This window comes from Frigoribacterium sp. Leaf164 (assembly GCF_001423665.1).
Taxonomy (GTDB): Bacteria; Actinomycetota; Actinomycetes; order Actinomycetales; family Microbacteriaceae; genus Frigoribacterium; species Frigoribacterium endophyticum.
In genome coordinates, this window is sequence record NZ_LMOX01000001.1 from 750,575 (window position 1) to 765,341 (window position 14,767).

The window sequence follows — 14,767 nt, forward strand, 5'->3', positions numbered from 1 at the left end:
CGTCTGGTCAGGTGGGGGCTGGACTCTCCGAGGAACGGACGAGAGGACCCGATGGCCCACGTGCAGCAGGCAGCCCGAGCCGGTGTCGAGACGCCCGGCACGGCGTCCCGGCTCCCTGACGGGCCGTGGGGCCGCCTGGCGGCGCTGCCCGTCGCCGTCGCCGCGGCGGCGGCTGCCCTGGGTCTCGGGGTCGACTCGCCCTGGGGCCTGGCGATCGCGGCCTGGCTCCTGCTGACCGTCGCGCTGTCGTCGCGGCTGACGGCCTCCGCCGCAGCGGGGGCGAGCGTGCTCGTCGTCCTCGTGCCCGCGCTCGTCGCGGTGCGCACCGGGCCGGCGACCGGCCTGCCGCCCCGGGAGACGGCGACGACCTGCTGGGCCGTCCTCGCTCTCGTGCTCGCGGTGGTCTGCGTCCTCGGCCGCCACCGCTGGGCGAGGCCCTCGGCGGCCACTGCCGCCCGTGTGCTCACCGTGTCGCTCCCGGGCCTCGTCGGCGTCGCCTCCGTCGGCGTCGTGCTCCTCTCGCCGGGCTCGGCCCTGACGGCGTGGGCCATGAGGAACGACTCCGCCAACAACGTCATGTTCGTTCGCTTCCTCCTGGAGGACGGCGGGGTCGACCCGTCCGTCCACCCCAACCCTGCCTACCTCCTGCAGGGGCTCGTGTCGCTCGGGCTCACCGCCCCGGCGTCGGTGAGCCAGACCCTCGACGCCTACGCGCTGCTGTGGATCGGGATCACCATCGCGGCCGCCGTGTCCCTGGCCGCCGTGGTCGCGTCCTCGGTCCGACGTCCGGGGCCCGCCGCCCTCGGCGCCGTCCTGGTGGGCTGCTTCACGTACTCGTGGTTCGTGGTCGGCTTCAGCATGACCTACGGCTTCGCCAACGTGCCGCTGGCCCTGTTGCTGCTCGCCTGCTCCCTCCTCGTGGCGCGGGGCACACCGTCGACGGCGGTGCTCCGCACGGCCGTCCTCGTCGCCGGGACCGTGCTCCTCCTGGCGACCTGGGCTCCCCTCGCCGTCGTCCCCGCCGCCCTCGGGCTCGTGGCGCTGCTCGGCGGCGGGCCGCGGGGCCTCGTGGCGCGGCTCGTGGCCGTCCCCGTCCACTCCGTGGTGCTCGGCGCTTCGCTCGCCGCTGCCCTCGCCTACGCGGCCGTCGTCGTGCTGCCCGATCTCCGGACGGACGGCGGGAACCTCTCCCAGGGCGGGGCCTTCCCGGACCTCAGCCCCTGGCCGTACGTCGTCCTGTCGGTGCTCGCGCTGGCGCTGGCGACGACGGCCGCGCTCCGGCAGCGGGGGCGCCGGGAGCGGCGAGGCGCCGACCAGCTCGTCGTCCGGGCCGTCGCGACCGTCGTGGCGGGCGGCGTCGCCATGGCGGGTCTCGTCGCCCTCGCCGCCGCCGGGTCGTCACCGGTCTGGGGCTACTACCCCCAGAAGCTCTCCTGGATCCTGGCGATCGTCACGGTGGCGCTCGTCGCGTCCCTCAGCCTCGACGCGACCGGACCCCTCACCTGGCGGGTCGCGGCGCCGGTCGTCACTGCCCTGGTGGTCGTGGGCGCCGTCACGACCGTGGTCGACGGGCCGGGCATCCGAGGCTACGTGCCCGCCCTGAAGGTGGCGCGCGGCATCGAGCCCGGTGCCGAGGAGGACGCGCGGGCCGTCCTGCGCCTGGCTGACGACCCGCGGCCGACGCTGGTGTGGCTCCTCGACTCCACCGCGTTCGACGACCTCGCCAACTCGTGGCTCGTGGCGAGCGAGGCGACGAGCGTGGACGACCCGATCCGGGCCTACGCGGGGACCATCGAGCACGACCCGGAGCAGGTCTGCGCCGCTCTCCGTCGCCTCGGACAGGACGCCGTCGTCGTGACCGGAGCCGACAACGTGCCCGCCGTCATCGCCGCCACGTGCCCTGCGCAGGGCAGCCAGGTCGTGGTCGGGTCGGTCGCTTCCGTGGCTGGCGGTGACGTGGGCCCGAGCGACGCCCCCTAGACTCACGGTTGCCTCGGCGCCCTGCGCTGTCGTCCAGCCCCGTCAGTCGTCCTCCCGGAGTCCTCATGAACGCCCACACCGGCGCCGGCGCCCTCGTTGTCCTGCCCACCTACGACGAGGTGGAGAACCTCCCGATCATCCTCGGCCGCCTGTTCGCGGCGGTGCCCGAGATCGACGTGCTCGTGGTCGACGACGGCAGCCCCGACGGCACCGGCGAGCTCGCCGACCGCATGGCGGCCGACGACCCGCGCATCAGCGTGGTCCACCGCACGGGCAAGCTCGGTCTCGGCTCCGCCTACGTGGCCGGCTTCGCCTGGGGCCTCGAGCGCCGCTACGACTTCGTCATCGAGATGGACGCCGACGGCTCCCACCCGCCGGAGGCGCTGCCCGAGATGATCGCGCAGGTCAGCGGCGACGCCCCCGGCGCGCCGAGCCTCGCCATCGGCTCGCGATGGGTGCCCGGTGGCTCGGTCGTGAACTGGCCCGTCTCCCGCCAGGTGCTGAGCCGTGGGGGCAACCTCTACGCCCGCCTCGTGCTCGGGCTCCCGCTCAAGGACGTCACCGCGGGGTTCCGGGTCTACACCCGAGCCGCGCTCGCCGCCATGGACCTCTCCACCATCGACTCCAAGGGCTACTGCTTCCAAGTCGACATGACGCTCCGCACCCTCGACGGCGGCGGCCGGGTCGTCGAGGTGCCCATCGAGTTCCGCGAACGCGAGCACGGCGAGTCGAAGATGAGCCAGGCGATCGTCGTCGAGGCCATGGCCCGCGTCACGCGCTGGGGCATCGAGCGCCGGGTCGCCACCCTGCTCGGACGCCGGCCCGGCCCCGGCTGGGTCGTCGAGCGCTGATCGCCGACGAGGCACGGGCGGTCGGCGACCTCGCCCGCGCCTCCTAGCGGTCGACCCTCGGCAGGCGCGTCCGCCACGACCGCTTGCGCGCGGCGATCGTCGCGATCGCGGTGAAGAGCATCAGCGTGCCCTCGAAGAGCACGAAGCTCTCGGCGAGGGCCGTGACGCCGATGAGCACGAGCACCAGGGCCGGCCACACGTACGCCACGATCGGGTGGCCGGAGGCGGTGGTCCAGCTGCGCACGAGGGCGAGCGACCCCGCGACGACGAGCAGCAGCACCCCGACGAGCCCGAGCTGCAGCCAGATGTCGAAGAACGCGTTGAGCCCGGTCGGGGAGGGGCGCCCGTCGGGGGCGAGGATCGTCGAGTACGGGAAGATCTCGGACGGCCACTGGCCGACGAACCCCCAGCCGGTGATGTCGTGCACCCCCGCGAGGTCGCGGATGCGGGCCCACAGGGCCGTCCGGGCCGTCACGTCGGAGGTGCCGTCGACGCTGCCGAGGAGCGACCGACGCACCGCCCAGCCCACGGTCGCGCCGACGACGACCACGGCGGCGACGACTCCCTGCAGCAGCGGGCGCCTCCGCTCGGGAGCCCGGCGCAGGGCCTGCAGCGCGAGGCCCGCCACCACGAGCGCCACCACGGCCAGCGCCGCCACGGGCGACCGCGCGAAGAGCAGGGTGGCGGCCGCGAGCACGCCGGAGGCGACGGCCTGGGAGCGCGGCACCGACCGGGTGAGGAACTCGACGGCGAAGGTCACCAGCGCGAGCGCGGCGAGGAAGCCCAGGTAGTTGCGCGTGCCGGCCAGCCCCTGGATCGGCCCGCCCGCCGCGAGGTCGCCGCGGATGCCGAGGAACGTGATCGGCTGGTCGACCAGGAGGCCCGAGAAGATCTCGAGGGCCATCGAGGTGACGAGGACGATGCGCAGTGCGTCGCCCACCGCCCGCACGACCTGCACCAGGTCGCGGCCGAGGGCGAGGTAGAGCCCGAGCGCGCCGAAGCCCGCGGCGTAGGCGACGCCCCCGAGCGTCGCCCAGGTGTACTCGCTCCAGAGCACGCTCACGGCCATGAACCCGAACAGGGCGATGAGGGAGACGGGCAGGATCCCGTGCCACTCGATGTGGCGTCGGCCGCCGAACAACGACAGCGCGGCGAGCACGAGGAGGGTGCCGAGGACGGCCAGGGCACCCGGCCAGCCCATCACCGACCGGATCGCCTGCGTGGTCGTCGCGAAGAGCACGACGGCCACCGACAGGGCCTGCGAGAACTGCCCCCCGGCCGAGAACCCCACCCAGGCCGAGAGGTAGCGGCGCAGCGGGTCCCGCGGGCGCTCGGCCGACCACGAGGTCACCGGTCGCGGTCCGTCCAGCCGTAGGCGTCGCGGCGCGTCACGACCACCAGCACGACGAAAACCGCCCAGCCCCACTCGACGATGAGGCGCGACTCGGTGAGGCCGTGCACGAGCAGCGCGGCCAGGAGCAGGACGGGCAGCGCGTCGAGCGCGCTCCAGGGCGCGACGCGGCCGACGCCGAGCACGCGGCGGTCGGTGGCCCACGACCACGCCCGCAGGGCGACGCCCACCACGACCAGCAGGAAGAGCACGAGCCCGACGGCGCCGAGCTGGAACCAGACGTCGAGGTAGGCGTCGTGGGCCTGCAGGTAGACGACCCCGTTGCGCTCGGCGAGGTCGCGGAACGGCTCCGCGATGGGGATCCAGTAGCTGACCCAGCCCCAGCCGACGACGGGGTGCTGCACGGCGAGGTCGACGACGGCGGCCCAGATGTCGGTGCGGCCCGTGAGGTCGCCGCTGCGCCCCGCGAGGGCGAGCAGCGGGCCCCTGGCGAGCACGACGGCGAGGGCGGCGACCACGACCGCCAGGCCGGCGAGGCCGTAGACGCGAGGGCGGCGAGGAGGCGCGGTGCGGCGGACGACGACCACGAGCGCGAGCACGAGGGCGACGGCCACCGCGCAGGCCGCGACGGTCGCCGACCGCGTGAGCAGCAGGGCGACGACGGCCGAGACGACCCCGACGCGTGCCGTGCTGCGGCTGATCGTCCGCGACGAGGCCTCCGCGAGGGTCACGACGAGGGCGAGCAGCGCGAGGACGGCGAGGATGTTGCTGTTGCCCTGCAGCCCCTGGATGCGTCCGCCCGTGAAGAGCTCGGCCCGGGACCAGAAGAACGCGTCGGGCACGCCCCCCGAGCAGTCGAGGTAGACGGGGCAGACGGGCTGTCGCACGAACGCCCCGACGACCACCTCGAAGAGGAGCGAGAGCACGACGTGCAGCCGCAGGGCGCGGCCGAGGGCGGTGACGATGAGGGGCCAGGGGAGCGACACCGTGACGGCGAGCGCACCGACGGTCGTGGCCAGCGTCGCGCCGATGCCGATGGCCGAGGCCGCCGGGTACTGCGACCACGCGATCGACGCGACCGCGAAGGCCAGCCAGAGGACGAGGAGGCGCGGGAGGGTCCGCAGCCGGGGCGGGTGCCGCACGACGACGACCACGGCGGCGACCACCATGGCGCCGCAGACCAGCCCCCAGCCCCAGAAGCTGGTGCCGTTCCGCAGCACGTCGCCACCGAAGAGGACGACGAAGACGAGCGTCGCGAAGAGCGTGCTCCGGCGCGCCGGGGGAGTCGACGGGTCGAGGCGCACGGGGGTCGTCGACGTCATGGGCACCAGGCTAGACGACCGGGGTCGCGTCGCCGGCCCTCCCGGTGCTCAGACGAAGGCGGCCTGGCCGGTGATGGCCCGCCCGACGATGAGGGTGTTCATCTCCCTCGTGCCCTCGTAGCTGTAGAGCGCCTCCGCGTCGGCGAAGTAGCGGGCGACGTCGTACTCGAGCACGATGCCGTTGCCGCCGAGCACCTCGCGGGCCCAGGCCACGGTCTCGCGCATGCGCGCGGTCGTGAACGCCTTGGCGAGGGAGGCGTGCTCGTCTCGCTGGACGCCCTCGTCGAGCATCTGCGACACCCGCACGACCATGCCGACGGACGCGGTGATGTTCCCGATGCACTTGACCAGCAGGTCCTGGACGAGCTGGTGGCGGGCGATGGGCTTGCCGAACTGGACGCGCTCGCCCGCGTAGGCCAGGGCCGCCTCGTACGCGCCGATCATGTTGCCGACGGCCGCCCAGGCGACCTCGGCCCGCGTGAGCCGGAGCACCGCGGCGGTGTCGCGGAACGAGTTCGCCTGCTGCAGCCGCAGGCTGTCGGGCACCCGGACGTCCTCCAGCGTGATGTCGGCGTTCTGGACGATCCGGAGGCTCTGCTTGCCCTCGATCTTCGTCGCCGTGTACCCGGGGGTCGAGGTGGGCACGATGAAGCCCTTCACCTGGCCGTCCTCCGCGCTCTTCGCCCAGATGATCGTCACGTCGCTGAACGTGGCGTTGCCGATCCAGCGCTTCGAGCCGTTCAGCACCCAGTCGTCGCCGTCCCGCGTCGCGACCGTGCGGAGGCCCTGGGCCGAGTCGGAGCCCGACAGCGGCTCGGTGAGGCCGAACGCCCCGACGAGCTCTCCGCTGGCGAGCCGGGGGAGCCACTCGGCGCGCTGCTCCGGCGAGCCGCCGACGCTGATCGAGCCCATCGCGAGGCCGTTCTGCACGCCGCAGAACGTCGCGACCGACGCGTCGCAGCGGGCGAGCTCGAGCGCGACCCAGCCCCGGAAGACCGCCGAGTTCTCGAAGGGCCGGGTCTCCTCCCACGGCATCCCGTAGATGCCGAGGTCGGCGAGCCCCTTCACGATCTCGTGGGGGAACTCCGCGCGCTCCCAGTGGCCGTTGACGATCGGCCGCACCTCGGTGTCGAGGTAGGCGCGCAGGTCGGCGAGGACGGCCTTCTCCCGGTCGCTGAGACCGGCCTCGTAGCCGTAGAAGTCGCTCGCGAGCGTGCTGAACGAGGTGAGGGTCGCTGATGACATCCGTTGCTCCGTTGCATCGTGTCGGTGCGGCCGGGCTCTCTGGCCCGACCGTCTCGGGACGACGCGAGCCTAGGCACGGCTCCGAGGGGCGGCAACGGGGTTGGTAGTTTTGACCAACGCACGCCCCCGGTCGTCCTCACGCCTTTGTAGAGGGGGCCCAAGCCCACGTCGACAAGCAGGTCTCCGCATGTTCCTCGCCATCACCAACACCCCCCGCGACTACGCCTGGGGCTCCCGCTCGGCGATCGCCGAGCTGCTCGGCCGCGCGCCCTCGGGTCGCCCGGAGGCCGAGCTCTGGCTGGGGGCGCACGCGGGCTCGCCGAGCGTCGTCGTGAACCCGGCCGTCGTCGACGGCGCCGACACCCTGGCCGACTGGTTCGCGGCCGAGCCCGCCCGGGCCCTGGGCCGCGACCGTGACGAGCTGCCGTTCCTGCTCAAGGTGCTCGCCGCCGACGAGCCGCTGTCGATCCAGGCGCACCCGACGCCCGAGCAGGCGGAGGCGGGCTTCGCGGCGGAGGAGGCGGCCGGGGTGCCGATCGACTCGCCGACGCGCAACTACAAGGACCCGTTCCCGAAGCCGGAGATCATCGTCGCCCTGAGCGAGTCCTTCGACGCGCTCTGCGGCTTCCGCACCCCGGCCGAGACGATCGTCGACGTCGACGCCCTCGACGCGGGCACGGGGCGACTCGCCGCCCTGCGCGGCAGCGTCGCGACGTCGCTGGAGTCGACCCTCGCCTGGCTGTTCGACGGCAGCGAGGAGTCGCGCGCGGTCGTGGCCGCCGTGGGCGAGCTGGCCCCCTCGGTCGCCGACCCGAGCCCGAGCGTCGCCACGGTCGTCGACCTCGCCGCGCGGTGGCCGGGCGACCCGGGCGTGGTCGTCTCCCTCCTCCTCAACCGCGTCTCCCTGCGCCGCGGCGAGGCCCTCTTCCTGCCCGCCGGCAACGTCCACGCGTACCTCCGCGGCCTCGGGGTCGAGCTGATGGCCCCGTCCGACAACGTCCTCCGGGGCGGCCTCACGCCGAAGCACGTCGACGTGCCCGAGCTGCTCCGCGTGCTCGAGTTCGAGCCGCTGCCCGTGCCGCGGCTGCTGCCGGTCGAGACGGCGCCGGGCGTCGAGCGCTTCGAGCCGGGCGGCGTCGGCTTCGCCCTCCTCCGCGTGCACGCGGGAGGCGCGGGGGCGGTCGTCGAGATCGGCGGGCCGAGCATCCTCCTCGTCACCGAGGGCGAGGTCGTCGTCAAGGGGCAGGACGGCTCGATGCGCCTCCGTCAGGGCGAGTCGGCCTTCGTGACCCCCGACGAGGTCCGTCTCGCGGTGACCGGGGGCGGCCAGCTCTACGTGGCGACCCCCGCCTGAGCCGGGCGGCCAGCCGCGGCGGGAGCCGCTCCCGCGCTCGGTAGGCTGAGCCGCATGTCATGGTTGGTCACCGGCGGCGCCGGCTACATCGGGTCCCACGTCGTCCGCGAGTTCACGAGGGCCGGCATCGACGCCGTCGTCTACGACGACCTGTCGTCCGGCCTCGAGGCGTTCGTCCCCGAGGGCGTCCCCTTCGTCCGCGGCACGATCCTCGACCGCGAGCTCCTGGTCGACACGATCCGCGCGCACGGCGTCACGGGCGTCGTCCACGTCGCCGGCTACAAGTACGCCGGCGTCTCCGTGCAGCGGCCGCTGCACACCTACGAGCAGAACGTGACCGGCACCCAGAGGCTCCTCGAGGCGATGGCCGAGACGGGCGTCGACCGCGTCGTGTTCTCCTCGAGCGCGGCGGTCTACGGCACGCCCCCCACCGAGCTCGTCACGGAGGGCACCCCGAAGGCGCCGGCCTCGCCCTACGGCGAGAGCAAGCTGATCGGCGAGTGGCTCCTGCGCGACCAGGGCGTCGCCGCCGGGCTGCGCCACACGAGCCTCCGGTACTTCAACGTCGTGGGCTCCGGCGAGGCCGGGCTGTACGACGCCAGCCCGCACAACCTCTTCCCCCTCGTGTTCGCCGCCCTGGCGGACGGCCGGACGCCCCGCATCAACGGCGACGACTACGACACGCCCGACGGCACCTGCGTCCGCGACTACGTCCACGTCTCCGACCTGGCCGTGTCGCACGTGGCCGCGGCCCGCCGCCTCGACGCCGGGGAGGCCGTCGAGGCGGCCTACAACCTCGGCTCCGGAGGCGGGGTGTCCGTCCGCGAGATCATGGACGCCATGCGCGAGGGCACCGGCGTCGACTTCGAGCCCGAGGTGGCGCCCCGCCGCCCCGGCGACCCCGACCGGATCGTCGCCGACGGCACGCTCGCCGGCCGTGACCTCGACTGGGTCATGCGGCACAGCCTGCTCGACATGGTCACCAGCGCCTGGGCCGCCGCTCCCCGGAGCTGAACCGGGGCGCTCGTCCCGACCCGCGACTCCCCGGTCCGGGCGTCGTCGGGGGGCTCGGGGGCCGTGCGGGAGGGGCCGCGCGACACGCCCGGGGCGCGACGACGTGCCCCCAGGACGGGTGACGTCACCCGGGCAGGGCGGATCGTACCCCGACACGCCGGAGCGAGCTTGACCCTCGATGGGGGGTCCAGGGTTTATTGGGGCTCGACTTGACGTCGTGTAGTTACACCGGTGTAATTGCCTGAGTCGCAGCCGTTCGGGGGGCGACGACGTCGAGGGGAGAGGTGCTGTGGCGATCAACGAGAACCGTGTCGACGGGATCGGTGCCGGGCAGTCCGTCGGCGCGGCCGTGGCCGTCGGAGCGGGGGTGCCCGACGACTGGCACGTCGATCCGGTGCTGCTCGGCGTCCCCGGGGTCCGCAAGGTCGCCGTCGACGACGACGAGGCCCAGCTGTCCTGGCAGGCCGACTCGCTCTGCGCGCAGACCGACCCTGAGGCGTTCTTCCCCGAGAAGGGCGGCTCCACCCGCGACGCCAAGAAGATCTGCGCCTCGTGCGACGTCCGGGCCCAGTGCCTCGAGTACGCGCTCCGCAACGACGAGCGCTTCGGCATCTGGGGCGGCCTCTCGGAGCGCGAACGACGCAAGCTCCGGAAGCGCGCGTAGCCCGCTCCTCCACCGTCATCTCCACGGCGCACGACCCCTCCCGGGGCCGTGCGCCGCGGTCGTTCATCGACCCCTCACAGGTACGCGCGGCGCGGCGCGGCGCGTCCGTCGCCCTCGGTGGCCGACCTAGGCTGCACAGGTCATGCAACCGAGAGTCACTGCGATCCTCGTCGCCCCTGGTGGAGCGACGCACCTCGACCGAACCCTCGACGGGCTGTCGCGCCAGACGCGACCGCCGGAGGCGCTCGTCGTCGTCGACGCCGGCGGGCGCGACAGCGCGGCGGGGCGGCTCTCGCTGAGCGGCGCGGCCCAGCTGACGAGCGTGCCCCCGACGACGACGTTCGTCGAGGCGCTCGCCCACGGCGCCCGGCTCTCCGGGAGCGGCGACGCCGACTCCGAGGCCGACGAGTGGCTGTGGTTCCTGGGGCACGACAACGCTCCGCGCCCCCGCGCCCTCGAACGGCTGCTCTCCACCGTCGAGGTGTCGCCCTCGGTCGCGGTGGTCGGGCCCAAGCTGATGCGCCTCGACGACCCCGCCGTCATCGCCGGGTTCGGTGAGACCGTGACGCGCTACGGCGCCTCCCTCGCCCTCGTGGAGAACGAGCTCGACCAGGGCCAGCACGACGACCGCCACGACGTGCTCGGCGTCGCCGCCGGCGGGATGCTCGTCCGCCGCAGCGTGTGGACCGCCCTCGGCGGCTTCGACCCCGGCCTGCCCCATGTCGACGCGGCCCTCGACTTCTCCGTCCGCGCCCGCCTGGCCGGCCACCGCGTCGCGCTCGTCTCCGACGCCCGCGTCGCGAGCGACGGCCCGCCCGAGGACTTCGGCCAGGCCGAGCCCCTCGGCGCCGGGCGCCGCACGCGCCTCCACCGGTCGGCGCAGCTGCACCGACGGCTCGTCTACGCACCGGCCGCCGCGCTGCCGCTGCACTGGCTGAGCCTCGTCCCCCTCGCCGTGGTCCGGAGCATCTGGCACCTTCTCACGAAGAACCCGGGAGCCGTCGGCGGCGAGTTCGCCACCGCCCTCCGCGCCGCCTTCGGCGGGACGCGCATCGCCCAGGCGAGGCGCTCCCTGTCGCGGACGCGGACGACGAGCTGGGCGGCGATCGAGCCGCTCCGCGCGACCTTCTACCAGATCCGCGAACGGCGGGTGACCGAGCGCGACGCCCTCGTCGCGCGGGGCGAGGACGCGGGCGACCCGCAGGCCAGCTTCATCGGCTCGGGCGGGCTCTGGGTCGTCGTGCTCACCGCCGTCGTCGGGGCGGTCGCCGTCCTCGACCTGCTGAGCCAGCCCGCCGTCACCGGCGGGGGCCTGCTCCCGCTCAGCACCTCGCTCGGCGACCTCTGGTCGTCGGTCGGCTGGGGCTGGCGCGACATCGGCACCGGCTTCGTCGGGCCGTCGGACCCCTTCACGGCCGTCCTCGCCGTCCTCGGCTCCGTCACGGCGTGGTCCCCGTCGACCTCGGTGCTCCTCGTCTACCTGACCGCGCTGCCGGTGTCGGCGCTGGGCGCCTGGTTCGCGACGCGCCGCGTCACGGGGCGCACCTGGGTGCCCGCCGTGGCCGCCGCCGTCTACGCCCTCTCGTCGCCGGTGCTCTCCGCCCTGCAGACCGGCCACCTCGGGGCCGCCCTCGCCCACGCCGCCCTCCCCTTCCTGGTCTGGGCCCTGATCGGCTCGGCCCGGTCCTGGGCGGCCGGCGCCACCGCCTCCCTCCTGTTCGCCCTGGTGGCGGCCTGCTCGCCGTCGCTCCTGCCGGCGCTCGTCGTGATCTGGCTGGGCTCCCTCGCGACCCGTCCGCGCGGCATCCACCGGATGATCGCGGTGCCCCTCCCGGCCGTGGCGCTGTTCCTGCCGCTCGCGATCGTGCAGATCGGTCGCGGCACCTGGTGGGGCGTCTTCGCCGACCCGGGCGTGCCGGCCAGGACGGAGCCCGCGTCACCGCTCCAGCTCCTCGTCACCTCGCCGGAGACGGGGCTGAACGGCTGGACGCGGCTCCTGGCGGGGACGGGCCTCCCGCCCGAGACCCTCGCCGTCGTCGTCGCGGCCGCCTTCCTGCCCCTCGCCCTCCTGGCCGTGGCGGCCCCGTTCGTCGGCGCCCTGCGCCGCGCGGTGCCCGCCCTCACGTTGGCCCTCCTCGGCTACCTGACCGCGGTGGCCGCCACCCAGGTCTCCGTCTCCGCCGTCGGCAGCGACAGCGTCGCCGTCTGGGCGGGCAGCGGTCTCAGCCTGTACCTGCTGGGCCTCGTCGGCGCCGCCGCCGTGACCCTCGACCGCCTGCCCCGCGTCGCCCCGCCGGCGGGCGTGCTCGTGGCTGTCACGAGCGTCGCCGTGGCCGTGCCGGTGCTCCTCGCCTCCTACGTCGGCACGGCCGACGTCCGCCCGAGCTCGGGGCGCATCCTCTCGGCCTACGTCACGGCGGAGGCCGAGGCGTCGCCCGACGTCGGCACCCTCGTCCTCACCCCCCAGCCCGACGGCACGCTCGGCGTCTCGCTCGAGCGCGGCCAGGGGGCGACGCTCGACGACCAGTCGACCCTCGACGCCACGTCGCAGCGGCTCAGCACGACCGACCGCGACCTGACCGTCCTGGCGGGCAACCTCGTCAGCCGCAGCGGCTTCGACCCGGCCGACGACCTCGACCGCCTCGGCGTCGGGTTCGTGCTGCTGACCGGCACGCCCGACGACGAGCCCGCGGCGGCGGCGCTCGAGCGCCGTGCGGGGGAGGCCCTCGACGGCACCGCGACCTTCCTGCCCGTCGGCGACACCTCGAACGGACTCCTCTGGCGCTACGTCGCCGCGTCCGAGCGGGCCGACGACCGCCCCGACCCGGGGCCGCTCCGCCCGATCGTCGGCGTCACGTGGGCGCTGGTGCTCGGCTCCGCCCTGCTGCTCGCGCTCCCGACCACGCCCCGTCGGCGTCGGTCACGGGCCGGCGTGCCCGAGGCCGAGCAGCCCGCCACCACCTTCGACGAGGAGCGAGATGACTGAGCGATCCGCAGCCAGGACCACCGGGCGCGTGGTGGTCGGCGTCGTGGGGCTCGCCGTCGCGGCCCTCGTGGTCGGCGCCGCAGCCGTCGTGCCGCTGCCCGCGCTCCGCACCGAGCCGGCCGGGCAGCTCGTCACCCCCGTCCCCGTCGACCAGCAGCGCGTCTGCGCCGGGAGCGTGCTCCGCCTCTCGGACGCGGAGGGGCAGCAGGCCACCACGGCCAGCGCCGTCGGACGCGCCGACGTCGACCGGGGCTCGACGGGCGACGACGAGGTCGAGGCGCTCGCCGGCGCCGACGGCAGCTCGTCGTCGCCGCAGCTCGTGACGGCACCCGTCGACGGCGACGACGTCCCCCTCGTCGCGGCGGCACAGAGCCAGGCCGTCGACTCGGACGACCTGGTCGGCTTCGCCTCCGCCCCCTGCACCGAGCCGACGAGCTCGACGTGGCTGGTGGGCGGCTCGACCGAGACCGGGCGCGTCTCGCTCGTCACCCTCGTCAACCCCACCGACGTGAACTCGACGGTCGACCTCGGCATCTGGGCCGAGGACGGCACCGTCCAGGGGCCGGGCATCGACGGCATCGTGGTGGCCCCGCGCAGCCAGAAGGTCGTCCCGCTCTCCGGCTTCGCCACCGGCCTCGCGTCCCCCGTGGTCCACGTGGAGAGCCGCGGCGGCCGCATCGTCTCCACGCTGCAGCAGTCGGTGGTCCGCACCCTCGACCCGGGCGGGGTCGACATCGTCAGCGGCTCGGCCGAGCCCGCCACCACCGCGGTCGTGCCGGGCCTCGTCGTCCGTGACTCGGCGAACCTCGAGGCGGCCCTCGCCGACGAGGGCAGCGCCGACCTCCAGAGCGTCCTCCGGGTGCTCGTGCCCGGCGACACGGGGGCCACCGTGACGGTCGACGTGGCCACCGCCGACGGGACGGGCACCAGCTTCGAGACCGAGGTCGGTGCGGGGCGCGTCACCGACGTGCCGGTCGACGGCCTCGCGGACGGGGTCTACACCGTCCGCGTCGAGTCGCCCGTGCCGGTCGTGGTGGGCGCCCGGTCGTCGACGGTCTCGGGTGAGGGCGCGGTCGACCTGGCCTGGGCCTCGTCCGCCTCGGCGCTGCAGGGCGACACGCTCGTCCAGGTGCCGGCCGGCGAGGGCGCCGTCCTCAGCATCGTCAACCCGTCCGCCGACGCGGCGACGGCGTCCGTGGCCGTCGAGGCGGCCGGCGACGACGCGGCCGGGCAGGCCGAGGAGGAGCCCCGGGAGGTGCCGGGCGGCTCCACGGTCGAGGTGGCGGTGGGCGCGGGCGACCGCGTGACGCTCCGAGGTGCCGACGGCCTCCGGGTCGGGGTCTCGTTCTCCGCGCCCGGGGCCCTGGCCTCGTGGGCGGTCTCGTCGCCGTTGCCCGCCTCCTCGCCCGTCACCGTCTGGCCGTAGCGGCCGTAGCTGCCGTAGCGGTCGTGACGGGCCCCGGTGCTCCGGGCGTGGGCCACGCGGGCTGCGCTGGCCCCGGTGGGCTCAGCCGTCGCGCCAGCGCTCCGGAGCGATCTCCCACGGGTCCTCGCCGAGCAGGTCGGCGACGGCCCGGAACACCCAGCCCTCGACGACCGACCGGTGCTGCTGCTCCGGGTCGGCCAGGCGCCGCGACTCGGGGACGGGCGTGAGGCGCTCGATCGGGAGGCGGTAGAGCACGACGCGGCGTGCCCGCCGGTCGACGCGCCAGCGCTCGACGCGCGCCTCGTCCGGGTCGGCGGGGAGCGCCTCGACCTCGACCGTGACGTCGTCGAGGTCGTCCGGACGCAGCTCCCGCAGGTACTCCACGGTGGCGGCGACGACGTCGTCGAAGGTGTCGACCCGCGTGCGCAGGAAGGGCAGGTGCGGCCCCGCGACGGAGGACCGGAGCCCCCTGCCGTGGCGGTCGCGGTGTCGGGACCGGTCGGTGACGCGGTGGGGCCTGGCCATCCGCCCATGCTACGCGGACCCTCCGGGGCGGACGGGTACGCTGGCCCGG

The 14,767-nt window shown here is 74.9% G+C and carries 11 protein-coding genes; 7 read left to right on the top strand and 4 right to left on the bottom strand.

Features of this window, described 5'->3' with window-relative positions; all coding sequences use genetic code 11:
• Positions 1-51: 51 nt before the first annotated feature.
• Together ASF82_RS03380 and ASF82_RS03385 are read left to right on the top strand one after the other, a co-directional pair.
• Positions 52-1,980, top strand: a complete 1,929-nt coding sequence (locus ASF82_RS03380) for a hypothetical protein (protein WP_056053366.1) — start codon at positions 52-54, stop codon at positions 1,978-1,980.
• A 65-nt stretch (positions 1,981-2,045) separates the two neighbouring features.
• A complete protein-coding gene (locus tag ASF82_RS03385; RefSeq protein ID WP_056053369.1) occupies positions 2,046-2,831 on the top strand; it encodes a polyprenol monophosphomannose synthase in 786 nt (261 codons plus the stop codon).
• A gap of 43 nt (positions 2,832-2,874) precedes the next feature.
• On the opposite strand, the gene ASF82_RS03390 is transcribed toward ASF82_RS03385, so the two are convergent.
• The 3 genes from ASF82_RS03390 to ASF82_RS03400 are packed head-to-tail and all read right to left on the bottom strand — an operon-like array spanning position 2,875 to position 6,749.
• Positions 2,875-4,182, bottom strand: coding sequence for an O-antigen ligase family protein (locus ASF82_RS03390; RefSeq protein WP_056053372.1), 1,308 nt, complete (start codon positions 4,180-4,182; stop codon positions 2,875-2,877).
• Positions 4,179-5,504, bottom strand: a complete 1,326-nt coding sequence (locus ASF82_RS03395; protein WP_056053377.1) for an O-antigen ligase family protein — start codon at positions 5,502-5,504, stop codon at positions 4,179-4,181. The genes ASF82_RS03390 and ASF82_RS03395 overlap by 4 nt, the downstream gene beginning before the upstream one ends.
• Before the next feature lie 48 nt (positions 5,505-5,552).
• Positions 5,553-6,749, bottom strand: coding sequence for an acyl-CoA dehydrogenase family protein (locus tag ASF82_RS03400; RefSeq protein ID WP_056053381.1), 1,197 nt, complete (start codon positions 6,747-6,749; stop codon positions 5,553-5,555).
• A gap of 187 nt (positions 6,750-6,936) precedes the next feature.
• Here ASF82_RS03400 and manA point away from each other — a divergent pair, with 187 nt between their 5' ends.
• From manA to ASF82_RS03425, 5 genes are all read left to right on the top strand, one after another.
• On the top strand, positions 6,937-8,103 hold the full coding sequence (manA, locus tag ASF82_RS03405) for a mannose-6-phosphate isomerase, class I (protein ID WP_056053385.1): 1,167 nt from the start codon (positions 6,937-6,939) through the stop codon (positions 8,101-8,103).
• 54 nt (positions 8,104-8,157) lie between these two features.
• Positions 8,158-9,117, top strand: a complete 960-nt coding sequence (galE, locus tag ASF82_RS03410) for a UDP-glucose 4-epimerase GalE (protein WP_056053387.1) — start codon at positions 8,158-8,160, stop codon at positions 9,115-9,117.
• Positions 9,118-9,466: 349 nt separating this feature from the next.
• Complete coding sequence (locus tag ASF82_RS15115; RefSeq protein WP_156369966.1) at positions 9,467-9,781, top strand: WhiB family transcriptional regulator; 315 nt, start codon at positions 9,467-9,469, stop codon at positions 9,779-9,781.
• A 142-nt stretch (positions 9,782-9,923) separates the two neighbouring features.
• Positions 9,924-12,767, top strand: coding sequence for a glycosyltransferase (locus ASF82_RS03420; protein ID WP_056053390.1), 2,844 nt, complete (start codon positions 9,924-9,926; stop codon positions 12,765-12,767).
• The gene (locus tag ASF82_RS03425; RefSeq protein ID WP_156369901.1) at positions 12,760-14,193 is read left to right on the top strand and encodes a DUF5719 family protein; all 1,434 of its coding nucleotides are present in this window, start codon (positions 12,760-12,762) and stop codon (positions 14,191-14,193) included. Before ASF82_RS03420 ends, ASF82_RS03425 begins: the two co-directional genes overlap by 8 nt.
• An 81-nt stretch (positions 14,194-14,274) precedes the next feature.
• Here ASF82_RS03425 and ASF82_RS03430 read toward each other — a convergent pair whose 3' ends face one another.
• Entirely contained in the window at positions 14,275-14,718 is a 444-nt protein-coding gene (locus ASF82_RS03430; protein WP_056053396.1) for a hypothetical protein, read from the bottom strand.
• Positions 14,719-14,767: the final 49 nt, after the last annotated feature.

Bases quoted from the DNA above. Each gene is read 5' to 3' on its own strand.
- ASF82_RS03380 (WP_056053366.1), top strand. From the start codon at position 52: ATGGCCCACGTGCAGCAGGCAGCCCGAGCCGGTGTCGAGACGCCCGGC.
- ASF82_RS03385 (WP_056053369.1), top strand. From the start codon at position 2,046: ATGAACGCCCACACCGGCGCCGGCGCCCTCGTTGTCCTGCCCACCTAC.
- ASF82_RS03395 (WP_056053377.1), bottom strand. From the start codon at position 5,504: ATGACGTCGACGACCCCCGTGCGCCTCGACCCGTCGACTCCCCCGGCG.
- ASF82_RS03400 (WP_056053381.1), bottom strand. From the start codon at position 6,749: ATGTCATCAGCGACCCTCACCTCGTTCAGCACGCTCGCGAGCGACTTC.
- manA (WP_056053385.1), top strand. From the start codon at position 6,937: ATGTTCCTCGCCATCACCAACACCCCCCGCGACTACGCCTGGGGCTCC.
- galE (WP_056053387.1), top strand. From the start codon at position 8,158: ATGTCATGGTTGGTCACCGGCGGCGCCGGCTACATCGGGTCCCACGTC.
- ASF82_RS03420 (WP_056053390.1), top strand. From the start codon at position 9,924: ATGCAACCGAGAGTCACTGCGATCCTCGTCGCCCCTGGTGGAGCGACG.
- ASF82_RS03425 (WP_156369901.1), top strand. From the start codon at position 12,760: ATGACTGAGCGATCCGCAGCCAGGACCACCGGGCGCGTGGTGGTCGGC.
- ASF82_RS03430 (WP_056053396.1), bottom strand. From the start codon at position 14,718: ATGGCCAGGCCCCACCGCGTCACCGACCGGTCCCGACACCGCGACCGC.